Raw genomic sequence first — 22602 nt, 5'->3', positions numbered from 1 at the left:
GCGCATCGCTGCGCGGCCTTTTTTGTTGGCTTTAGCCGACCACGTTGAACGCAGGGCCATAAGGATAGCCGGTGATGTTTTCGTTGCCGTCTTCGGTGATGACCAGAATGTCATGTTCACGGTAGCCGCCCGCGCCGGGTTGTCCGTCGGCGATGGTCAGCATGGGTTCCATCGAGATCACCATGCCGGGTTCCAGCACCGTGTCGATGTCTTCGCGCAGTTCCAGACCGGCCTCGCGACCATAGTAATGCGACAGCACACCAAACGAATGACCATAGCCAAAGGTGCGGTGTTGCAGCATGTCGCGTTCCGCAAAGAAGTCGTTGATCTGGTGGGTGATCTCGGCACAGCTTGCGCCCGGTTTCAGCAGCGAAATGCCCAATTCGTGCGCGCCGACGTTGGCCTCCCAATAGCGCAGCGAGGCATCATCGACTTCGCCCACGAACAGGGTGCGTTCCAGCGCAGTATAATAGCCCGAGATCATCGGGAAGGTGTTCAGCGACAGGATATCGCCGCGCTGTAACACGCGGCCCGTGACAGGGTTGTGCGCGCCGTCGGTGTTGATGCCTGACTGAAACCAGACCCATGTGTCGCGGTATTCAGCATCGGGGAACCGCTTGGCGATTTCGAGTTCCATCGCGTCGCGGCCCGCCATGGCCACATCAATTTCGCGCACGCCTTCCTTGATGGCATCGCGGATGGCATATCCGCCCACGTCAGCCACAGCAGCACCGGCGCGGATCATCACGATCTCGGCGGCGGATTTATGCATACGCTGGCGCATGGTGGCCTCGTAAAGGTCCACGGACTTGGACGGGTTGAGGAAGGCATCGAGCTTGGCCTTTTGCATCAGGCTGAGGTGGTCGCTTTCATATCCGATCACGCGGCCCGACCCCGACACGGATTCAATCGCCCGCCAATAGTTATCGCGCTGCCAGTCCGTGTAGGTGATGTTGTCCCCGTAACAGCGACGCCAAGGCTGTCCTGCATCAATCCCCGCAGAAATGGTCACACAGGCGGTCTGGGTCACAACCAGCGCATAGGGGCGGCCAAACGCACAATAGGTGAAGCCCGAATAATACGAGACATTGTGCATCGACGAAAAGACGGCGGCATCAACGCCTTGGGCCGCCATGATTTCGCGAAGACCGGCGACGCGCGCGGCATACTCGGCTTCGGCAAACTGTAGCGGCGCCTTTTCACCGTTGTGGAAACGGTAGAAATCCGGGCGCGATGCGGCCGCGGTCAGATCTTGGTAACGAGGAATAGCAGTCATTTTGACCTCCAGTTCAGAGCGCGTCGGGCAACAGGCCCTCTTTTGACGCGCAAGCTTTCAAAAGAGGTCCCGGCGTTCAGGACTGGATAGATAAGCGCGCTTGCGAAGGTTTCTCCGGCAAACGTGGCGACGCCATCGCCATTTGCTTGAAAGTCATTCTGGCGGACCCAAAGCGATGGCTCAAGCCTGTTCCCGCCATTGGCAGGTCGCATTTGAACAATTCTGGATGCGCCCTCTTGCGCCGCACCGTGCAGAGGTTAGGCTTTTGCAAAACCGACAGGAGCAACGATGCAAACCGGCCCCCGCAACCTTATTACAGACGTGACCGGCCTTGTGGTTGGCAATGCGTCGGACGCAGAGATCAAGACAGGTGTCACGGTTTTGACAGCGGATGATGCATTTACGGCGGGCATCCATATCATGGGGGGCGCACCGGGTACGCGCGAGTCCGACTTGTTGGCACCGGACAAAACCGTGCAACAGGTCAATGCCCTCACCTTGGCGGGCGGATCTGCCTTTGGTCTTGATGCCGCGTCCGGAGTGGCGGACGCGTTGCGATTGCAAGGTCGCGGGTTTGCCGTGGGCGACCAGATCGTGCCGATTGTGCCTTGCGCCATCTTGTTTGACCTCTTGAACGGCGGCGACAAGGACTGGCCCGAGAACCCCTATAAACGGCTTGGCGCGCAGGCGCTCGGGGCTGTGGGCGAGACCTTCAATCTTGGCTCGGTCGGTGCCGGCACGGGCGCGATGCTGGCCAGTTTCAAAGGCGGGCTGGGATCGGCCTCGGTTGTTTTGCCGTCCGGGCATACCGTCGGCGCATTGGTTGCCGTCAATGCCTTGGGCGATGCCACCGTGGATGGCACCCATTTTTGGGCCGCACCTTTCGAGGCCGGTGCCGAATTTGGCGGGCTGGGTCCGGCGCATGACTATCCAGCGGGATTGCCCCCGACCAAACTGGCCAGTCACAATGCCAATACGACAATCGCCATTGTCGCAACCGATGCCATTCTGGATCAGAGTCAGTGCACACGTCTGGCCACATCGGCGCATGACGGTATGGCGCGGGCACTTGTCCCGTCGCACACCCCAATGGACGGCGATCTGGTTTTTGGTGTTTCGACCTCGGCAAAGCCGCTGGTCAACCCTGCGGAAGATACGATGTGGTTGGGGCATGCGGGGGCCACATGTCTGGCCCGCGCCATTGCGCGCGCGGTTTTTCATGCCACGCCCGCCGCCAAAGACCCCGTCCCCGCCTATTCCTATCAGGTGACCTAGCTATGGATCGGCAGCGCCGTTGTCTTGAACACCGTTCGAAGGGCAAAGGATGACTGCATCTGGGCCACGCCCGGCAGGCGGGACAGGTATTGCCGGTGAATACGGGCAAAGTCATCCGTGTTTTCGGCGACAACCTTGAGCAGATAGTCCGCTGACCCCGCCATCAGGTGACACTCGAGCACGTCCGGAATACGCGACACGGCTTTTTCAAAAGCATCCAGAACCTCGTCTGCTTGGGCGGACAGGGTAATTTCCACAAACACGGTGGTCGGAACGGCCATCTTGCGGGCATCAAGCAGGGCGACATAGTCACGGATATACCCGTCCGATTCCAAGCGTTGGACCCGACGGTGACACGCGGATTGCGACAGATTCACCTCATCCGACAGGTCCGCGTTTGAAATCCGTCCGCGTCTTTGAAGCACCCCCAAGATGCGGCGATCCGTTTGATCAAGAGACATTTCTTGAAAGCCTTTTGCTGTTTTTTTCATAATACTCGAAGAATCTTCGAAGTACATTTATTTAAAACGCCCAATTTTGCAGCACATTGCAGACGAATCCCGTCACGCTTTGGGAAGGAGATTGCGAGAGGATACGCAAAATGAAAATCGGATGCCCAACAGAGATCAAACCCCAGGAATTTCGGGTCGGCCTGATGCCGACGGCGGCACAAGAGGCCGTTGCCAACGGCCATGAGGTTGTCGTTCAATCCGGCGCGGGGGCCGGATCAGGATTTACGGATGATGACTATCGCGCAGCCGGCGCCGTCATTCTGGACACGGCCGCAGAAATTTTCGCGACCGCCGATATGATCGTGAAGGTGAAAGAGCCCCAAGCCATCGAACGCAAGATGCTGCGTGAAGGCCAGCTGCTGTTCACCTATCTGCACCTTGCGCCCGATCCTGACCAGACCCACGATCTGATTGCGTCGGGCTGTACGGCGATAGCCTATGAAACCGTGACAGATGCGCAGGGCGGTCTGCCTTTGCTGGCGCCAATGTCCGAAGTCGCAGGTCGTCTTGCCCCTCAGGTCGGCGCGTGGACGCTGCAAAAGGCCAACGGTGGCCGCGGCGTTCTGATGGGCGGCGTGCCCGGTGTGGGTCCGGCCAAAGTCATGGTCATCGGTGGCGGTGTCGTTGGCACGCATGCAGCGCGGATTGCAGCAGGCATGGGCGCGGATGTGACCGTTCTGGACCGTTCGCTGCCCCGTATGCGGTATCTCGACGACGCCTTTGGCGGCGTGTTCAAGACAGGGTATTCATCGGCAGGCTACACCGCCGAACTGCTCGAGCAGGCAGACATGGTCATCGGTGCGGTTCTGATCCCCGGCGCTGCAGCGCCCAAGCTGGTCAGCCGCGCCCAATTGTCCTCTATGAAAGCCGGTGCCGCACTTGTGGATGTAGCTATCGATCAGGGCGGTTGTTTCGAGACCTCCAAGGCCACCACCCACGCCGATCCGATCTATGAGGTCGATGGCGTGATGCACTATTGCGTGGCCAACATGCCGGGCGCTGTTGCGCGAACCTCGACCATCGCTCTGGGCAACGCCACGATGCCCTTCATGCTGGCGCTCGCCAACAAGGGCTGGCGCAAGGCGTGCGAGGATGATCCGCACCTGCTGAATGGTCTGAACGTCCACGCAGGTAAGCTGACCTACTATGCCGTTGGCGAGGCGCTGGGGCTGGACGTGTTGTCGCCGTCGTTGGCGGTTAAACAGTAAGGTTCTTAGGTGATGAAACTGAACTCCCTCGCAAGCGACTGCGGGGGTGTTTTTTGTAAGATGTATAGGCATGCCTACTTCGACGTGGTGGCTGCGGTCTTTGCTATTGATCCATGGGGAAGCAACAAGGTAATTGAACACTGCCGCAGGAAGCAGACCAATCACCCAATAGTTTCTCTTCCGATCATGCATTAACTTTCAAACTGGACCACTTAGGTGGGGCTGATCAGCAATTAAGGAGGGACTAATTGGGGAGTGATCTATTAAGGCAGGCCATTTATGAATTTGCCGCTGCGATGATTTTTGCAGGGCTTTTCTTTTGGGCCTCAAAGTATCATTTGGTTTGGTTATGCATTTTCCTTGCCGTTGTGGTAGCGCCCGCCCGGTACTATCGCAAAAAGCACAGCGAACTCGACAAAAGAAAGTAGACCAGAATTGACCCTCCCCAACTGAACTGATCCATCGCTATGTTTTCTAAACATTATTAACTTGGTTCTGGAGCCAGTTGGTTCTGTCTGGGTTGGGTGAGATTCGGAAAAATGCGGAGTAAGGCAGGTTGATGTTGAAATATTTTGGTCGATTTCAGTTCACATTCGTTCGTTTGAGGACGGTCGCCTTTTGCCTTTTGGCCGCATTTGAGGCAACTGCCGGCCAGCTAAGTCATCCTCGATTTGCGGATCTTCCAAAGTTTCTTGACGATGAAGCTATAGAACTTTTGGACATTGAAAACGAAGTGTTCTCTAATGCCGTTGGCGGTCGCCCCGTCGGCGACTACATGTCCAAACACCCAGACGAACAGCTGGCCGCTTTTCTCAGTCAGTCGTGCCCGGCCAACCCAGACGCGGTTATTTACATTTCCCAATCTTTCACAGACCAATCATCGGGATCGGTCTCGAGATTGTTCAGAATATATACAAATCAGAAAAAAGGCGATCCTTGCGATATTTCGTCTTATGAGGGGCGTGATGTCTCTGAGTACGCTTATGCCAAACTCCGACGTTCATCCAGAGTTCACTCATCTGAAGAAATTGTGCTTGAGCAATTCGAAGGCTCAAAGAGCGGCAAAAACACTCAGTTTGTTCTATTTCTGGAAAGAGGCACGGATGGAGAACTCATCAAATTTTCTGTGACGAAGAAAGTCCGTGTGAGGTTCTTCTGGCAGCGCTGGAAGGTCGAACTCGAGAATGAAGAAGACGCTGAGTGGGATCGGGAGCATCTGATTTTCTACGATTTCGCCATAGGGAGAGGAATTAGACAAAATGGACATTAGCTTTCAATCTCTTCACCGGTCTGTAAGCTTGGCTGAAGCGGCTTACAATCGACAGTCAGACGGTTCGGCTGGTCCTGTAAGTGCACAAGATTTTGAAGACCGATTGAATGGTACTTATTCAGAGCGTTACAGCGTAGATATCCGGAACCAAAGTGACGGGGACGTAGTTTACGGAGTACATGACACGTGGACAAATGAGCATTTTGTCGTTGCGCTGGTCCTCCCCCACTAAAGTGACCCATCACAACTGATAGAAAACAAAAGCGGCACCCGAAAGCGCCGCTCTTCTTTATTTGACCCGCGTTACGAGAACACTCAGCCCTCTTTCTTGATTTCCACGGTGTGCGGATAGGGGATCGAGATGCCTTTGGCGTCGAAGGCCTCTTTGACCTTTTGGGTCATCTCGAACTTCAGGTTCCAGTAGTCCGCCGCGTCGCACCAGATGCGGGTGGTCAGGTCGACCGAGCTGTCGCCCAAATTGGTGACTTTGACCCATGGTTCCGGATCGCTTTTGACGCGCGCGTCAGCTTGTGCTTCGGCCAGAATGATCGCCATCGCCGCATTCGCATCGTCGCCGTAATCAATGCCGAACACCATATCCACGCGACGGGTGTCGTGGTGTGAATAGTTGGTGATGATCGAGCCCCAGGCCTGACCGTTTGGCACAATGATCTGCACGTTGTCAGGGGTCACCATTTCGGTCACGAAAAGGTTGATATCCACCACAGTGCCCGCTGTGCCACCGATATCCACGTATTGGCCCAGCTTATAGGGGCGGAACAGGACAAGCATAAATCCGGCCGCCAGATCGCTGAGCGTGCCTTGCAGGGCCAGACCGATGGCCAAGGTCGCTGCGCCCATCATTGCGACCAGCGAGGTGGCTTCGATACCGAAAATCGATAGGACCGCGACCAGCACCAGAAGCAGGATCACCCAGCGCACAATTGACGCGGCGAAGTTGCCTAATGTTTGATCAATTTCAGGCCGTGAGTTTACTTTTTTGCGAACAAAGGCGCTGACCATGCCAGCAACCGTCCACCCAATTGCCAAAACAACCAGTGCCTTGACCGCTGCGATGACGAGTGGACCAACCCATCCAACGCTTTCCATAGCAGTTTCCATTTAAAACACCCTCCAGAGTATACCCAGCATAAGAAAACAGCCCTTGTTTCTGTGCAAGGGCTGTCGCTACGCAATGGTCAGTTTTTATTTCTTTAGCGAGTCGCGGATTTCGAGCAAAACATCCAGTTCGCTTGGTCCGGCAGGTTCTTCGACCACGGGTGCCTCGGCCTCTTCTTTGGCGGCGGCTTCTTTCACTTTTTTGACGTAGCGCACCAACATGAACACCACAAAAGCGATGATCAAAAAGTTGATCACGGCCATGATGAAGGCGCCATAGGCAAAAACGGCCGCGCCGGCCTCGCGTGCGGCCTCGAGGCTAGCGCCCTCGGCGACTTCGCCTGCCAGCACAACATAGAGGTTGGTAAAGTCCACCCCGCCCATGAACAGCCCGACGAACGGATTGATGAGATCCCCCACCATCGATTTCACGATGGCCGTAAAGGCGGCACCAATGATAATGCCAACCGCCATATCCATGACGTTGCCCTTGGCGATGAAGTCTTTGAATTCTTGTAGCATGCGCGTGTTTCCTTCCCTGTCGTTTTTTCCACCTGCGTCGAGATATGCGCGTTGGCGCAGGTATTGCTGTTCTCTTTTGCACGAGCTTGCGCCTAGCGTGATGGGAAAAAAGTCTTAACTATCCCCTCAGACGCGATAGGAGATCAGCGATGAAGTCTGTAACAGAGCACCCCATCAATGGCCGTTGGCCCGCAGCGAACCCAGAGGTTCTGCAGCTCTATTCTTTCCCCACACCAAACGGGATCAAAGTGTCGATCATGCTGGAAGAAATCGGGTTGCCCTATGAGGCACACAAGGTGGGTTTGTCAGACGCGGATGTGAAAAGTCCGGAGTTCCTGTCCCTGAATCCTAACAACAAAATCCCCGCCATTTTCGACCCGAACGGCCCGGATGGATCACCTGTGGCGCTGTTCGAAAGTGGCGCGATCCTGCTTTATCTGGGGGAAAAGACCGGCAAGCTTGTTGGCTCTTCGGCTTCTGAAAAGGCAGTGATCACCCAATGGCTCATGTTCCAGATGGGCGGCGTGGGGCCGATGTTTGGACAGATGGGATTTTTCACCAAATTCGCGGGTTCCGAGATCGAAGATCCGCGTCCCCGAGAACGCTATATCGCGGAATCCAAGCGGCTTCTTGCGGTGATCGAAAAGCAGCTGGAAGGACAGGACTGGATCGCAGGCGAGTATTCCATTGCCGATATTGCAATCGCCCCGTGGCTCAAGGCGCTCGCGTTTTATGAAGCGGAAGAATTGCTTGGCCTGGACAGTTTGCCAAATGTCCAAGCCTATATCGCGCGTTTTTCGGCACGACCCGCTGTTCAAAAAGGGGCATCCATTCCCCCCAGAGACTAGGACCGACGGTCCGGCGCGTTTCTATTTCGGCAGCGCGCCGGTCAACACATATTGCAAGATTTCAACAACTTGTTGGGGTGTTTCCGTCACGGCCAAAGCGGCAGCATCGACTTCTTTCAAAGCGTGCTGATGATCGGCGCCATGCATAATGATCAAGGATTTGCCGAGCGCGGCGGCGTATCCCGCATCAAACGCAGCATTCCATTGTTTATACTTTTCGCCGAAACGCACCACGACCACATCCGCATCTGCCAAGCCCTTGCGGGTCCGGATCGCGTTCAGCTTGGCACCTTTGTTGTCATGCCAGAACTTGTCTGGTTCATCGCCCATGATCCGCACGCCGCAATCATCGCTGGACGCGTGATCTGTGACCGCGCTGTCAAACTGGACATCCAGATCTTTGGCGCCTGAGATGATCTGATCCCGCCAGTCGGTGTGAATTTCGCCGGAAAGATAAACCTTGAGTGTCATGATGTCGTTCCTTGTCCCTGTCGTCTTGTTGTAGCGGGTCGGGCCAGGCGTTCCAAGCCGCCCCGCCCAGTCCCGGCATTTGGATCAAATGGTTTTAGATTTTGCGCGCCACCAAATAGGATCGTGGCACGGTGCCACCAACATTGTCCGTCTCGAGAATTTCGAAACCCGCGTCGACAACGGCCTTCTCGACCTCTTCGATCCGCACGAAATCGACAAATGGTGCCTTTTTGAAAGCCTGCATGACGCGCACGGCGGCCCGCAAGGCCACCCGTTTGAAAAACGCGGTGCTGCCAAGGCTGGGCGTTTTTGCGATCAGAAGGCCACCCGGCTTGAGCAAATCGTGGCTGCGTCGAAACCCGGCCCCCATGTCATCCAGAAGGTGATAGAAATTCAGGCCCATCACCACATCATAGGTTTCAGTGGTCAGTTGAGGATCAAAGGGATCAATGCCCAGAAACGAGACGTTTTCGATCCCTTCTTCCGCGGCCTTGCGGTTGGCAATTCCGATCATCGCTGTCGAGAAATCCGTCGCGGTAATCTGCTGGACATTCTGGGCCAGCAACAAGGCGGTTGATCCTGTGCCGCATCCCAATTCAAGCACATGGTCGGTTGGCTTTAGATACCCGCGGGTGCGATCAAGAGATGCCTGATACCCCTCCATGTCGCGGATTGGAGACTTGGCATATTTTTCTGCGATGCCGTCCCAAAATTTTGCGTCGGGCTCCATCGGTTTCTCCTGAACTTGAACAAATTAAACTGTGCACGTGACGTTTGACATAGGCACGTGACAGCGGATGCACAATCGCGGCCCAGACAGATAGTTTTGCGGATCAAACGCAGGGGCGCGACATCCGGATGCGCAGGCCGTCCTGCCCCGTTATCTGCCAGCCAAATTTCTCATAAAGCGCAACGTTTTCTGGCATGCCCGTATGTGTTGCCAAAACGATGTTCTGACAGGCGGAGGCACGTGCAAGGTCAATCGCATGGCGGATCAGCGCCCCGCCGATCCCGCGACCACGGGCACTCTGCGCAACAGCCACGTTCATCAAATGTGCGGTTGGCGGGCGGGTGGACACAACAAGCACTCCCAGCAGGCCGGACGTGTCTTCCGCGATCCAGACATGCGCAGCAGCGATATCTTCCGAAAGGCCCGCGCTTACATCGGGCAGATCAAGACCGGCTTCCACAAAAGGGCGGTAGGCCGCATTGATCACTGCGGCCATCGCGGAAACGTCTTGCGCCGCCCCCCGACGCAAGACCCAATCCAGTGTTTTAGCCACGCAGCGTGCCGCCGGTTGCCTTGGTGACTTTTTCGACGATCTTGGCCGCGACCGCTTCGATGTCTGCTTCCTTCAAAGTCTTGTCCGTAGGTTGCAGACGCACGGTAAAGGCAATCGATTTTTTGTCTTCACCCAAGGACCCGCCGATGAATTCGTCAAAGACGCGCACGGCTTCGACAAGCGTTTTGTCAGCCCCGGAGGCGGCATTGACCAGGGTCAGCGCCTCGACGTTTTTGTCGATAACAAAGGCAAAGTCACGCTCGACCGCTTGCAGGTCACGCAGTTTCAATGCGGCACGGGTCGCATTCTTCTTGCGTGGCATCGGGATGTCTTCTGGATAGAGGGTAAAGGCAACCGCAGGTCCCTTGACGCCAAGCTGGTCAAGAACCTTGGGGTGCAACTCGCCAAAGACGCCCAGAACCTTTTTGGGGCCCAGACAGATTTTGCCGTGACGTCCCGGATGCCACCATCCTTCAGCGCCGCGCAGGATCTGGACCTTGGCAGGTGCACCAATCGCGGCCAGTACGGCCTCGGCATCCGCTTTCGCGTCATAAAGATCAACGCCGCGGCTTTCGCCATGCACGTCTTTCTCTACGGTTTTGCCAACCAGCAATCCGCTTACCTGCAAACGCTGTTCGCCCGGCTCGCCGCCCTGAAAGGCAGCGCCGCATTCGAACAGGGCCATATCCATGAACCCGCGTGCCTGATTGCGGGCAGCAGCCTGCAACAGACCTGGCAACAGGTCTGGGCGCATATGGCTCATCTCTGAGGAAATCGGGTTTTCCAGCATGGTTGCGTCGGACCCACCGTCGAACAATACGGCCGCGGCCTTGTCGATGAAGCTATAGGTGACGCATTCGTTATAGCCCAGCGACGCGGTGGTGCGGCGGGCGATCTGTTCGCGCTTTTGCATTGGCGACAGGATCATCTCGGGCAAACCGGCCTGAACACGTTCCATGGGTCGGCCTTGCAGTTTTGTCAGGGACGCAACGCGGGCCACTTCTTCGACCAGATCAGCCTCGCCCTGAACGTCCGGACGCCAGCTTGGCACCTGTGCCATATCGCCGTCCATGACAAAGCCAAGATCGGTCAGTGTCTTGATCTGTTGCTCGGCAGGAATCTCCATACCAACCAGCGACTGCACACGGTCGGTGTCGAGTTTGTAGGCGCGGCTGACGTCGGGGACTGTGCCTGCGACAACCACCTCGGATGGCTCGCCACCGCACAGGTCGATGATCATCTGGGTCGCCAGATCAACGGCTTCCATGTTGAAACTGGGATCAATGCCGCGCTCGTTGCGATAGCGCGCATCAGAGTTGATTTTCAGCGCACGGCCCGTGAACGCGATCTGGATATGATCCCAGACAGCGGCCTCGAGGAAGACATTGGTGGTCTCTTCGGTACAACCGGTGGCCAAGCCGCCCATGATGCCCGCAATGGATTCGATGTTTTCATCGTCCGAAATCACAACCTGTCCGTCCGAGAAGGTGTATTCCTTTTCGTCCAGACCAACGAGGGTTTCGCCACCTTTGGCGCGGTGTACACGCAGGTTGCCTTTGACCTTATCGGCATCAAAGACGTGCAGCGGGCGGTTGCGGTCGAAAGTGAAGAAGTTGGTGATGTCCACCAGCGCCGAAATCGGGCGCAGGCCAATGGCGCGCAAACGGTCTTGCAGCCACTCGGGGCTCGGGCCATTCTTGACGCCCTTGATCAGACGTCCGGCAAAGACGTGACAGCCTTTTTCAAGGGTGTCTTCGTCAATGGTCACCGAAATCGGGCTTGGGAAAGTCCCTTCAACCGAGGCGGTTTTGGCAGGCTTCATCGTGCCCAGGCCGCGCGCGGCCAGATCCAACGCAACCCCACGCACGCCCAGCGCATCAGGGCGGTTCGGTGTGATGGCGATATCAATGACAGCATCAACCTTGGCAGGATCGTTTTCGGCCAGCCAATCGACAAAACGGTCGCCAACCTCGCCAGAAGGCAATTCGATGATACCGTCATGTTCGTCCGACAGTTCCATCTCACGTTCCGACGCCATCATGCCATAGCTTTCGATGCCACGAATTTTGCCAACGCCAATGGTCGTGTCGATCCCGGGCACATAGACGCCCGGTTTTGCGACAACAACGGTGATGCCTTCGCGGGCATTGGGCGCGCCACAGATGATCTGCATCTCGCCTTCGTCCGTTGCCACCTTGCAAACGCGCAGTTTATCGGCATCGGGGTGCTTTTCCGCGTGCAACACTTTGCCAATGGTAAAGTCTTTGAGACGCTCGGCCGGATTGCTCACTTCTTCGACTTCGAGACCAAGGTCCGTCAGTGCGTAAAGGATCTCATCAAGGGTCGCCTCTGTTTCGAGGTGATCTTTCAGCCAGGACAGCGTGAATTTCATCGGTAGATTCCATCGGTCAAAATTCGGGTCATCAGGGCTTTAACGGATATGACACGAGGGGGAAAGACCGCATCATCGATTCCGCAGGTCTGTTGCCACGTTGAATACGCGTTATTCCCGACAGCGAAACGGCGGAAATGCCATTCGGTCACTGATATTTCTGGCAGCGCCGCAAAGTCCAAGCTTCCCTGAGGTAAACAAAAGGTTCGGTAAATCACAAAAACTGGTGTCTACTCGTTCCATTACGGGGGAGAGGGAGGACAAGACATGTCTGGTTCAGATATCAAGACTGCGTTTTTCGTTATTGCAGATATTTCCGGTTACACAGAGTTTATGTCAAAAACCGCGATTGAGCACGCCAAGGGCATACTTGAGGGGCTGTTTGGTGATCTTGTGCCCGCCATCCGCTCGCCGCTTGCGATTTCGGGATTACAGGGCGATGCGGTGTTTGCCTATGCCTTTGAAAGCGAAGTCATGAGCAAACAGTTCATTCTCGATTTTGCCGAACAGCTTTATTGCGTGTTCGCACGCAGCAAGGAAAAAATGGTGGTGAACACAGGGTGTACCTGTGATGCCTGCTCGAACATCAAGGCGCTTGAGTTAAAGATTGTTGTGCACCACGGCCAATGCGTGATGCAGGAAACCGGTGGTCGCGAAGAGCTTGCCGGACAGGACGTGATCACCGCATTCCGTCTTTTGAAAAACAGCGTAAAGGCCGACACCGGTCTGACGGCATATACACTCATCACCTGCGACGCGCTCAAGGCGATGGACATGGTCGATTACTTTGACGACTCGGAATTCTATACCGAAGATATCGAGCATATTGGTGCAGTCGAATACGTGGTGCGCGACATGCGGGCCGCATGGAACCGCCGTCGGAGCTCTCAACGCACATTTGTTGAAGCCTCGCAGAAACTGTTGATTGACGAGTGGATCATCCCCCTGCCCGTGTCCCCGGATGTGGCATTTACCATCTGCACTCGTCCCGACTTACGCGCCAGCTGGCTTGGGGCGGACCATGTTGAAATGTTCAACACCAACAACGGCAAGCTTGAGCCGGGATCGCTGTATCATTGCCATCACGGGGACGATATTTTCCCGTTTGAAATCGTCGACTGGAACCCCGGAGAGTACGCGACGGGGCTTTATAACCTGCCGATGGGCATCACCATGCATGAAACGGACGAGTTGGTGCAGGTCGGCGACGGAACAATGGTCAAAATCCGCTTTAGCATGCCGACCTCGCCCAAAATCATGGGCAAGCTCATGACCGGTGCGGTCAAGAAAAAGCTGTGCTCGATCATTCTTCCGGACAAGGAAAACCGCATCCGCAGAATGACCGAGCTGGCTCATAAAATGATCGCAAGCGATGCGACTCTGGATCTGGCCAGCTAAGATTAACCCGGGTCGCGGATCAGGCTTTGACACATACAGTGCACGCCTCCGCCGCCTTGGGTGATCATGTCCAGTTCGGGATCATAGATCGTGAAACCCAGCGCCTTGAGCTTTTCTTTCAGGGTCTTTGAGGCGGCGGGCAGCAACACGCGATCTTCGCCAAGGGCAACAACGTTACAGCCCAGCGCCATGGTTTCCTGAAACGGCACTTCGATGATTTCGATGTTCTTGGATTTGAGCCAATCCACGACTTTGGGATCGGTGCATTCGATACACACTGCGGCCAGTTTCGGGGCCAGCATCACCACCATCAGGTCGATGTGGACATAATAAGGGTCGATGTCCATCAACATCACTTCCCAGCCCTCGGCCTCCATCCAGGCACCGATCTGTTTGGCACCTTCCTCAGACGAACGCCCCTCGGGACCTTCCCAGCCTATTAGCACCGCGCCGGGTTCGATCACATTGAAATCGCCGCCTTCAAAGGTGCCAGCAGTCACATAATCGTAAATCGGGATACCGAGATCATGATAGGTTTCGATCGCGCGGAAGTTTTCTCCACGGCGCCACGGCTGTGCCATGTGGGTGATGATCGCGCCCATCGGGGTCATCACCGAACTGTCGCGGGCATAGACCTGATAGGGCAGATGCGGATCGGGTTTGTGGAAATTGACCTCGACATCCGCGGACCGGTAGGCGTCGACCATCTCGGCGTGCTGGGCCTGGGCCACCTTGGGGTCAAACTGTACCCCGCGACGCAGGGATTTTTTCGACAAGCTCGACGTCTTCAGCCATTTGTAATTCTCGATCGGTCCCAACAGAACAGACCGCAGCGTGCCATAGTCACTGTTGGCGCCCCAGTTGTTCAGAATCGGGGTGCCGCCACCTTCGCGACGCGCATTCAACGAAAATCCTTGTTCACCCATGTCATGCTCCCTTGGCTCTTTTCGTCACGGTCGGGGGGACCGGACCAAGTGTCAAGCGCAGTCTGCCCGCGTTTTGACGTGTTGGACCCAGTTGATCAGTTCACGGGCACGTTCCGGTGTTGTCAGCCCTTTGGGCGATGTTCCCAAACGTGCAGCGGCGTCCGAATCTGTCTCGGCAATCTCGAGGTCGGCAACCAGCGCATCTGTTTCTGCACCACGCCCGCGCAACCAATCGGCCATATCGCGGCTGTCGCATTCGGGGTGATACTGTACCCCCCAAAAATCAACACCGTCCTTGGCATAGGCAAAAGCCTGCACCGGAGAGTGGTCATTTCCCGCCAACAGAACCGCCCCTTCCGGCAGGTCTTGCACCTCGTCACGATGCACGCAGGGAGAAACAAAGCCAGATGCTTTTCCGGCCATCATTGGATGCGCAGCGCCGGCATCAGTCAGCTGAATATCGTGGGCCACGCCAACTTCAGACCCTTTGAGCGAAGCCCCCACCCTGCCGCCAAGGACGACGGCCGCCAATTGCATCCCGTTGCAAGACCCCCAAACCGGCAGCCCCGTCTCAAACACGATACGCATGGCCGCACGCAAGGGTTCCGCCTCGGGTTCTGCTGTGGACCACGCCACGCCAGAGCCGGTGAACACGACGCCGTCCACACCCTTCAGGTCATCCAGCGTGATATCGCGGGCATAAGGGTTGGCGACCCGCAACGACAACGACGGATCGACCGACATAAAGCATTTGGCAAATGGCAAAGCATCGGATTTGCCCGCCTCTACAAGCGCGGTCGCATTGCCTTCGAGAATGAGAAGAGTGGTCATAAGCGCGGCTCCTTTTCAGGGAAAAGGTTAGGCGCTCTCAGATCAGAAAACCAACATTTCGCGACATGGATTAGCTTAATTCGTCGCTTCGTCTGCCTTTACATTTTCGTCGGAAGGTAAAAGCCCTTGCGCTTCTAGTTCGTCCCTTACTTCTTTTCGGCGCTTTTTCTTTTCTTCCCTATCAGTAATCAAGGTCAGCCAAATAAATACAGCAACAAAAACAACAATTCCGAGTGCAACCCAAATTGCCGACAGAGAAACATGCTTTTTGCCGTCTGTCTTCTCTAAGTGTGACTTAAAGGTTTGGTCGATTTTTGAGCCATTGAACGAAACAATTGCTTCTCTCGAACCTGCTCCAACTACGATAACTACCACTTGCTCCCCAGCTTCAACTGAAGACAAAACTAACCGAGACAAATTTCCGGTTTCTTCTTCATGAAACTCTTTGGGAACATCAGTCTGCGCCAACACATTAAGTGGTTGTTTAGGGAAGAGTAGCGTAACGTCTTTTGCAGGTAGACTACCCTTATTCCCAACTAGATACAGACTCTGGTAAGCTGAATTAAACCTATCTTTAGTTTCCTTTTCGTAGTTCTCGGACTCAATATCGACTTCAAACGCATCTCGATACTTTTCGGGCAACTCATATGATGCCAACTCAAACCAATAGATCTCCGGTTCTTTCTCCAAAAACTGGATAAAGAACCATAGTAAAAGTCCTCCAAGCACTGTTGCTATTAGCCCAGCCAGCAAACCAGAAGCGAAAGAGTTATTCACAGACAAAAGCCTTTCCGCTACCTAGCCAAGCCGCCATGCAGGGTCGGCTGGTCCAGCGAGGCAAAGCCGTAGTGGCGCAGCCAGCGCAGGTCGCTGTCAAAGAAGGCGCGCAGGTCGGGGATGCCGTATTTCAGCATCGCCAGACGGTCGATGCCGATGCCAAAGGCGAAACCCTGATATTCGTTGGGATCGATGCCACCGGCCTCGAGCACTTTGGGGTGCACCATGCCGGACCCGAGAACCTCGAGCCAGTCATTGCCTTCACCAACCTTGACCTGTCCATCTTCCCAGCTGCACTGGATATCGACTTCGGCCGATGGTTCCGTGAACGGGAAGTGCGACGCGCGGAAACGGGTTTCCACATGCGTGCCAAAGAAGGCCGAGAAGAATTCTTCAAGAACCCATTTCAGGTTGGCCATGGAAATGTCTTTGCCAAGGGCCAGACCTTCGACCTGATGGAACATCGGTGTGTGTGTCTGGTCATAGTCGGCGCGATAGACGCGACCGGGGCAAATGATGCGAATCGGGGCGCCGGTTTTCTCCATCGTGCGGATTTGTACCGGCGACGTGTGCGTCCGCAGAACGTGGGGCGGGCGATTGTCGCCCTCTGCGCGATGGGTATAAAACGTGTCCATCTCGGCGCGAGCCGGGTGGTGGCCCGGAATGTTCAGGGCGTCAAAGTTGTACCAGTCCGTTTCGATCTGCGGGCCTTCGGCCACGGCAAACCCCATATCGGCAAAAATGGCGGTGACTTCTTCGGTCACCTGGCTGATTGGATGGATCGAGCCCTGACGACGCGTGCGGGACGGCAAGGTCACGTCGAGCCATTCTGTTTTCAACCGCGCATCAAGAGCAGCATCCGCCAAAGCGGCCTTTTTCGCAGCCAGCGCCGAGTTGATCTCGTCTTTCAACGCGTTCAGCTTGGGGCCCATCACCTGACGCTCTTCAGGGGTCATTTTGCCCAGTTCGCGCATTTTGAGGCTGATTTCGCCCTTTTTACCGACCGCTTGCACGCGCAATTCTTCCAGTGCGGCCTCGTCAGCGGCCCCTGATACGAGTTCAAGATACTTGTTGCGCAGATCTTCCATAGCGGACCCATTCCCGGCGTTCAGTTCGTTGCCAGTCTGCTAACGGTCAAGGGCCGCGATTGCAAGGTGCCTCAGACCAAAGCCGCGAGCGCGGTGCCTTCCTGCACTGTCATGGCGGGCCTGGCCATGTCGCCAAAGTCGGGACGCCCGCAGGCCAGTTCGGGGAAAAGGGCCAAAACCTCGTCACAGGTTTCTTTGGCAAAGCCTTTCATGCCTTGGTCGCCGGGATAGAAGCTTTCACTCTCTACACCATCGGCGGTGATGACCTGATGCTGGTCAAAGAGAAGATGGAAATAGGTAACGCTGGAGCGTGGCGCGACCGTAACAGCCCCGGAAGCCACCAGTGCCTTTGCGGGCACAAGCACCTCGTCTTCGCCAAACAGAAGTTCGGCTTGCCAGCCTGTGATCAGCATTCGGTGTTGCTGTGAAACATAGTGGTCTTGGGTTGCGCCCATCACGCCTTTTTCCACGCGGACCGGCGCAAACACGCCCTGCCCCTTGACTGTGCGATGGCCAATCCAGCGAATGGGCTGCGGGCCGTGATCGCGTGTGATGACCTGATCCCCTTCTTGCAGCAATTCGATCCTGCGCGGGCCACTGGGGGTGTTCACCATCGCGCCTTTGACAAAACACGCCAGCCCCGTGTCACCGGGACCTACCGTGCCATAGGTGAGCTCGAACGGGTCCGGCTGATTGAACTGAAGGGTTGTGGTGGTTGAATTCGGCCCCACCAAAACCGCGAGGTTGTCCGAAATTGCGCCTGCTGCTGCACCGTCAACCGCCACGATGTTCTGCGTCCCGCCACCGATGTCGTAAAAATCGATCACGTCATTCGTTGTGGTGTTGGTCAGCGCGTAGGCTTCGTAGTTGGTTGATCCACCGCCATCCGGATCAGTCAGCAGGATGTCGAAATCATCTGCCGAAATGACGTAGACCGTTTCGCCGTTATCGGGATCAACGCTTACCTGAATGTCGGGATGCGTCAGCGAAAGCTCGAGCCCGACCGTTCCATTGCTCTGATAAAAAGAAACAGTGAAATCGGCCGGGTCGTCCGAGGACGACAAAGCCACCTCGAGGAATTCATTTACCCCAGAGCTATTCGCATAGGCATTAGAATAATGAAGCTCACTTATTCGCGCCATTGAAGGCTCCAACTACTCGTTACGACAGGGGATGCATCACACACCAACTACTCACATCCCATTCAGGTACGGCATGAGTTCATCAAAAAAATGGAGAAAATTTGGCTTTTTGTACCCGCTGGTCTTTTGCGCGCCACAAACGCGGACACAATGCCCGGGTCAGGCGGGGTATATACGCAAAAACGCCGCCGATCTTGCGATCAGCGGCGCTTCATTTCCCAGTAAAGGGAATAGCTTAGGCGGCCAGCGCGCCTTTTGCTTGATCAACGATCGCAGCAAAAGCTTCTGGCTCGTGTACGGCCAGATCGGCCAACACTTTACGGTCCACTTCGATACCAGCCAGGTTCAGGCCGTTGATGAAGCGCGAATATGTCAGAGCCTCGTCGTGCGAACGCACAGCAGCGTTGATACGCTGGATCCACAGGGCACGGAAGTTACGCTTGCGCTGCTTCCGGTCACGTGTTGCGTACTGGTTCGCCTTGTCGACGGCCTGCGACGCTACCTTGAAGGTATTCTTGCGACGACCGTAGTAGCCTTTAGCGGCCTTAACGACTTTTTTGTGACGGGCGTGGGTGACTACACCACTTTTTACTCGGGACATCTCTCAAACTCCTCTTAGCGGTCGTAGGGCATGAAGCCCTTGACGATCTTTGCGTCGGGGGCCGACAGCGTGGTGGTTCCGCGAGCGTTGCGAATGAATTTGCGAGTACGTTTGATCATGCCGTGGCGTTTACCGGCCTGACCAGCCAGCACTTTACCAGTGGCAGTCACTTTAAAGCGCTTTTTAGCACTCGACTTTGTCTTCATCTTGGGCATTTCCGTCTCCTTAGATGATCGGTTCGAAACGCGACTCGGCATGCCTCTCGGGCCGGTCGCGCGCACAGAGGGGCCATATACGGCGCAATCCTCAGCAGAGCAAGGGGTTATTTGATGATATCTGCGATCACCGACACCACGACATTGGGAATATCCGCAGCATCGTATCCGCCCGGATGGCTCGCATAGGCATAAGCCATCAGTGCCATCGCCAGAATGAAGGCCGCCATTGAAAACCTTGGCGGCCGCAAATCAGCATAGGCCGACAACATGGCCGGGATGGAAAACAAACCAATTAACATTCCAATCGTCAACAAATAGTCGGTGTTCATGACCGCACGTCTCCCTGCTGACGGGGAAACTACTCTGTTTCCATGTTATAAATCAAACGCTCATCACACGGTGCGACACGAAGTATGTTCGTTGTGCCCGGAACATTGAACGGCAAGCCCGCTGTAACGACGATCTGGTCTTCGGGTCCTGCGTATCCATGTGCCGTTGCAGCCCGTGCAGCCGCGACCACGGCCCCTTTGAAGCGGTCCAGTTCGCTTGTCATGACGCAGTTCGTTCCCCATGACAAAGACAGGCGGCGTGCCGTGCCGCGCAGGGATGTCATCGCGATGATGGGCACACGCGGCCGTTCCCGCGCAATTTTCAGGGCTGTCGTACCCGATTCGGTAAAGCAGCAAATCGCTTTGACCTCGGTCGTTTCCGCAACTTCGCGCGCCGCGGCAACAATCGCATCGGCAACGCTTGAGCGTGGCGCAGTCCGCGAGGCTTCGATGATTTCGCGATAGGTCGGATCACTTTCGACCTCTTCCGCCACCGCGTTCATCGTCGAAATCGCCTCGATCGGGTAATGGCCCGCAGCAGATTCGGCAGACAGCATAATCGCATCCGCCCCTTCGTAGATCGCGTTCGAGACATCGGACACCTCGGCGCGGGTGGGCATCGGGCTGTCGATCATGCTTTCCAGCATTTGCGTGGCGACGATGACCGGCTTGGCCGCATACCGGCATTTGCGCACCAGCCTTTTCTGGATCGGCGGCACATGGCTTACCGGCAGTTCGACCCCGAGATCACCGCGTGCGACCATGATTCCGTCGGAGACGGCGAGAATGCTTTCAAATGCTTCGACCGCAGACGGTTTTTCGATTTTGGACAGGATCGCAGCCCGCCCCTGTGTCAGCTTGCGTGCTTCTTCGACATCCTCGGGACGCTGGACGAACGACAGGGCAAGCCAATCCACACCCAGACCGCAGGCAAATTCGAGATCATCGCGGTCTTTTTCGGACAAGGCCGCCAAAGGCAACAGCACATCCGGCACGTTCACACCTTTGCGATTCGAAATTTGACCGCCTGCAATAACGGTACAGTCGGCAAAATCTTCTCCGCAGGCGTCCACTTGCAACCGAATCTTGCCGTCATTCACCAGCAGTGTCGAACCGGGCTTGAGTGCTGCAAAAATTTCGGGATGCGGAAGGCAGACCCGCGCGGATGAGCCTTCTGCCGGATCAAGGTCCAACCGGAAACTGTCGCCATCGGCCAAGTCTTCGGCTTCGTTTGCGAATACGCCAACGCGCAATTTCGGGCCCTGCAAATCCGCCAGAATTGAAATCGGACTGTCCAGTTCCTTTTCGATCTGGCGAATGATCCGGTGCTTTTCACGAATTTCGTCGTGCGTGCCGTGGCTCATATTGAGTCGGAACACATCTGCTCCGGCCTCGAACAGGGCCTTGATCATCTCATAGGTTTCCGAAGCTGGACCCAGCGTCGCCACGATCTTTACGTTTCTCAGTCGTCTCATCTGCCAGTCTTTTCATATTTGCGGCAATTGTTACCGCTAACTTCTGCTTTGAGCCTTATCGCCCAATTCCATTCCAACAACAACTACCCTAAGTCTTTTGCGGAAGGAAATGACAGGCACATGACATACCACCCGTTTCAAATCTATGGCCGCGAGCGCAAATCACGCTGGCTCATCACCGTTGACCACGCATCCAACCACGTTCCGGTTGAAATAAACAATGGCGATCTGGGTCTCGCCCCGTCCGACATGGAGCGCCACATCGCCTATGACATCGGTGCGCTTGGAACCTCTCTACGGTTAGGAGAGCTTCTGGATGCTCCGGTTATTGCATCGAATTTTTCGCGTTTGGTGATTGACCCCAATCGCGGCGAGGATGATCCAACCCTCGTGATGCACCTTTATGACGGCACAATCATTCCGGCCAACCGCTATATCGACGAGGCCGAGATCGAGCGCCGCAAAGAGGCCTATTACCGCCCCTATCACAAAGCATATGGTGAACTGGTCGCAGAACGCGAAGACCCCATTATCATCGCCATGCACAGTTTTTCACCAAAGTTGAACGGCCGCGCCTCTCGTCCGTGGGAAATCGGCATCCTGCATGCGCCACAGGAAGACCGCTTCAGCCTTCCCTTTATCGAGCGGTTGCAGGAAGAAAGCGACCTGACCGTTGGGGACAATGAACCCTATGCCGGTCACCTGTTGGGCGATTCAATTGACAGTCACTGCTTTAGCAAGGACACGCCGCACCTCAATACGCTGATCGAGCTGCGCCACGACGAGATCGACACCGACCCCAAGCAAAACGCATGGGCCGAACGCCTTGCCCCAATGCTCAACGATGTTCTTGAACGGACAGGACTTTAAATTATGCCCCACCTTATCCTCGAACATTCATCCGAATTGTCGGAAAGCCACGACATCACCGCATTGATGGATGCGGTATTTGATCTGGCCTCTGCCCATCCGGTGTTTGCTGCGGCACCTGCCGCGGTCAAGGTCAGGTCGATTGCCTGCACAAATGTGCGGTCTGGCCTGACGCCCGAAACCTTTGCCCACCTCACGGTCAAAATGCTGTCCGGACGCTCGACCGAGGCCAAGGCCGGGCTGGCCGAAGATCTGTTGCGACTGCTTCACACACATCTGACAGGTGTTGGCAGCCTAAGCGTTGAACCCGTTGACATGGAGCGCGAGGTCTATCGCAAGCGGGCTCTGTAAAGCGCCATTACAGGTTCTTTTCCGGGCGGTTTCGCATGTGGGGTTTCTTGCAGAATGGCCTGACAATCCCCATATCTTTCTTGAAAGATATCGTGGACGCCACAGCGAAAGGAGCCTCTCATGACCGTTGAAACACTCACCACCTTTTTTGGCTGGATGACCGTTCTCAATTTCGGTTTTCTGGCGCTTGCGGGCGGGATGCTTCTTGTCACCTGCGACTGGGCGACAAACCTTCATGCCAATATGTTTGATATGGAACGGGCCGACGTCAAACGCGCCTATTTTAACTGGCTTGCGACGTACAAGGTTCTGGCACTGGTCTTTGCCTTTGTGCCTTGGCTTGCGCTCACCCTGATGGGGTGACGCACCCACCTGCGACCTGCGCTCTCTTGTTGCGACTGGCAAGGGCGCTTACAACAA

General features: G+C 55.8%; 25 protein-coding genes. 8 read left to right on the top strand and 17 right to left on the bottom strand.

Going from position 1 to position 22602, the window contains the following annotated elements; genetic code table 11:
- Positions 1-31: 31 nt before the first annotated feature.
- The gene (locus PH7735_RS19570) at positions 32-1276 is read right to left on the bottom strand and encodes an aminopeptidase P family protein (RefSeq protein WP_058313122.1); all 1245 of its coding nucleotides are present in this window, start codon (positions 1274-1276) and stop codon (positions 32-34) included.
- Between the two features lie 288 nt (positions 1277-1564).
- On the opposite strand from PH7735_RS19570, the gene PH7735_RS19560 reads away from it, so the two are divergent.
- A complete protein-coding gene (locus PH7735_RS19560; protein WP_058313120.1) occupies positions 1565-2551 on the top strand; it encodes a P1 family peptidase in 987 nt (328 codons plus the stop codon).
- Here PH7735_RS19560 and PH7735_RS19555 read toward each other — a convergent pair.
- Positions 2548-3012, bottom strand: coding sequence for an Lrp/AsnC family transcriptional regulator (locus tag PH7735_RS19555; RefSeq protein WP_058313203.1), 465 nt, complete (start codon positions 3010-3012; stop codon positions 2548-2550). The two genes, PH7735_RS19560 and PH7735_RS19555, sit on opposite strands and share 4 nt — an antisense overlap.
- A gap of 140 nt (positions 3013-3152) precedes the next feature.
- Here PH7735_RS19555 and ald point away from each other — a divergent pair, with 140 nt between their 5' ends.
- On the top strand, positions 3153-4271 hold the full coding sequence (gene ald / locus PH7735_RS19550) for an alanine dehydrogenase (protein ID WP_058313119.1): 1119 nt from the start codon (positions 3153-3155) through the stop codon (positions 4269-4271).
- A gap of 559 nt (positions 4272-4830) precedes the next feature.
- Positions 4831-5541: a hypothetical protein gene (locus PH7735_RS19540; RefSeq protein ID WP_058313117.1), complete on the top strand. Its 711-nt coding sequence runs from the start codon at positions 4831-4833 to the stop codon at positions 5539-5541.
- Between the two features lie 315 nt (positions 5542-5856).
- Here the strand turns inward: PH7735_RS19540 and PH7735_RS19535 are convergent, their stop codons facing one another.
- Together PH7735_RS19535 and mscL are read right to left on the bottom strand one after the other, a co-directional pair.
- Complete coding sequence (locus tag PH7735_RS19535; RefSeq protein ID WP_058313116.1) at positions 5857-6663, bottom strand: mechanosensitive ion channel family protein; 807 nt, start codon at positions 6661-6663, stop codon at positions 5857-5859.
- 84 nt (positions 6664-6747) lie between these two features.
- Positions 6748-7182, bottom strand: coding sequence for a large conductance mechanosensitive channel protein MscL (gene mscL, locus PH7735_RS19530; protein WP_058313115.1), 435 nt, complete (start codon positions 7180-7182; stop codon positions 6748-6750).
- A gap of 149 nt (positions 7183-7331) precedes the next feature.
- Here mscL and PH7735_RS19525 point away from each other — a divergent pair, with 149 nt between their 5' ends.
- Positions 7332-8030, top strand: coding sequence for a glutathione S-transferase family protein (locus tag PH7735_RS19525; RefSeq protein WP_058313114.1), 699 nt, complete (start codon positions 7332-7334; stop codon positions 8028-8030).
- A gap of 21 nt (positions 8031-8051) precedes the next feature.
- On the opposite strand, the gene PH7735_RS19520 is transcribed toward PH7735_RS19525, so the two are convergent.
- The 4 genes from PH7735_RS19520 to pheT form a co-directional block, all read right to left on the bottom strand.
- Positions 8052-8501, bottom strand: a complete 450-nt coding sequence (locus PH7735_RS19520) for a YtoQ family protein (protein ID WP_058313113.1) — start codon at positions 8499-8501, stop codon at positions 8052-8054.
- A 94-nt stretch (positions 8502-8595) separates the two neighbouring features.
- A complete protein-coding gene (locus PH7735_RS19515) occupies positions 8596-9231 on the bottom strand; it encodes a class I SAM-dependent methyltransferase (protein ID WP_058313112.1) in 636 nt (211 codons plus the stop codon).
- Positions 9232-9334: 103 nt separating this feature from the next.
- A complete protein-coding gene (locus tag PH7735_RS19510; protein ID WP_145865384.1) occupies positions 9335-9784 on the bottom strand; it encodes a GNAT family N-acetyltransferase in 450 nt (149 codons plus the stop codon).
- Entirely contained in the window at positions 9777-12176 is a 2400-nt protein-coding gene (gene pheT, locus PH7735_RS19505; RefSeq protein ID WP_058313110.1) for a phenylalanine--tRNA ligase subunit beta, read from the bottom strand. The genes PH7735_RS19510 and pheT overlap by 8 nt, the downstream gene beginning before the upstream one ends.
- A 267-nt stretch (positions 12177-12443) precedes the next feature.
- Between pheT and PH7735_RS19500 the strand changes: the two genes are divergently transcribed.
- A complete protein-coding gene (locus PH7735_RS19500) occupies positions 12444-13574 on the top strand; it encodes a DUF2652 domain-containing protein (RefSeq protein ID WP_058313109.1) in 1131 nt (376 codons plus the stop codon).
- A gap of 2 nt (positions 13575-13576) precedes the next feature.
- On the opposite strand, the gene PH7735_RS19495 is transcribed toward PH7735_RS19500, so the two are convergent.
- From PH7735_RS19495 to pyk, 9 genes are all read right to left on the bottom strand, one after another.
- Positions 13577-14500 carry a dimethylarginine dimethylaminohydrolase family protein gene (locus tag PH7735_RS19495; protein ID WP_058313108.1) on the bottom strand — a complete coding sequence of 308 codons (924 nt, stop codon included), beginning with the start codon at positions 14498-14500 and terminating at the stop codon, positions 13577-13579.
- Between the two features lie 51 nt (positions 14501-14551).
- Positions 14552-15331 carry a type 1 glutamine amidotransferase gene (locus PH7735_RS19490; RefSeq protein ID WP_058313107.1) on the bottom strand — a complete coding sequence of 260 codons (780 nt, stop codon included), beginning with the start codon at positions 15329-15331 and terminating at the stop codon, positions 14552-14554.
- Positions 15332-15406: 75 nt separating this feature from the next.
- On the bottom strand, positions 15407-16108 hold the full coding sequence (locus PH7735_RS19485; RefSeq protein WP_145865383.1) for a hypothetical protein: 702 nt from the start codon (positions 16106-16108) through the stop codon (positions 15407-15409).
- A gap of 17 nt (positions 16109-16125) precedes the next feature.
- A complete protein-coding gene (gene pheS, locus PH7735_RS19480; RefSeq protein WP_058313105.1) occupies positions 16126-17196 on the bottom strand; it encodes a phenylalanine--tRNA ligase subunit alpha in 1071 nt (356 codons plus the stop codon).
- Between the two features lie 71 nt (positions 17197-17267).
- The gene (locus tag PH7735_RS19475; RefSeq protein ID WP_058313104.1) at positions 17268-18338 is read right to left on the bottom strand and encodes a Hint domain-containing protein; all 1071 of its coding nucleotides are present in this window, start codon (positions 18336-18338) and stop codon (positions 17268-17270) included.
- 235 nt (positions 18339-18573) lie between these two features.
- On the bottom strand, positions 18574-18939 hold the full coding sequence (gene rplT / locus PH7735_RS19470) for a 50S ribosomal protein L20 (protein WP_058313103.1): 366 nt from the start codon (positions 18937-18939) through the stop codon (positions 18574-18576).
- Between the two features lie 14 nt (positions 18940-18953).
- A complete protein-coding gene (gene rpmI / locus PH7735_RS19465; RefSeq protein ID WP_054000659.1) occupies positions 18954-19154 on the bottom strand; it encodes a 50S ribosomal protein L35 in 201 nt (66 codons plus the stop codon).
- A 107-nt stretch (positions 19155-19261) separates the two neighbouring features.
- A complete protein-coding gene (locus tag PH7735_RS19460) occupies positions 19262-19486 on the bottom strand; it encodes a hypothetical protein (RefSeq protein WP_058313102.1) in 225 nt (74 codons plus the stop codon).
- A gap of 29 nt (positions 19487-19515) precedes the next feature.
- On the bottom strand, positions 19516-20961 hold the full coding sequence (pyk, locus tag PH7735_RS19455) for a pyruvate kinase (protein WP_058313101.1): 1446 nt from the start codon (positions 20959-20961) through the stop codon (positions 19516-19518).
- A gap of 120 nt (positions 20962-21081) precedes the next feature.
- Here pyk and PH7735_RS19450 point away from each other — a divergent pair, with 120 nt between their 5' ends.
- From PH7735_RS19450 to PH7735_RS19440, 3 genes are all read left to right on the top strand, one after another.
- Positions 21082-21831, top strand: a complete 750-nt coding sequence (locus PH7735_RS19450) for an N-formylglutamate amidohydrolase (RefSeq protein WP_058313100.1) — start codon at positions 21082-21084, stop codon at positions 21829-21831.
- A 3-nt stretch (positions 21832-21834) separates the two neighbouring features.
- Complete coding sequence (locus tag PH7735_RS19445; protein WP_058313099.1) at positions 21835-22182, top strand: 5-carboxymethyl-2-hydroxymuconate Delta-isomerase; 348 nt, start codon at positions 21835-21837, stop codon at positions 22180-22182.
- Positions 22183-22302: 120 nt separating this feature from the next.
- Complete coding sequence (locus tag PH7735_RS19440) at positions 22303-22545, top strand: DUF6868 family protein (RefSeq protein ID WP_058313098.1); 243 nt, start codon at positions 22303-22305, stop codon at positions 22543-22545.
- Positions 22546-22602: the final 57 nt, after the last annotated feature.

Source organism: Shimia thalassica (genome assembly GCF_001458215.1).
GTDB classification, from domain to species: domain Bacteria; phylum Pseudomonadota; class Alphaproteobacteria; order Rhodobacterales; family Rhodobacteraceae; genus Shimia; species Shimia thalassica.
This window is presented reverse-complemented; position numbering and strand designations above follow the sequence as displayed.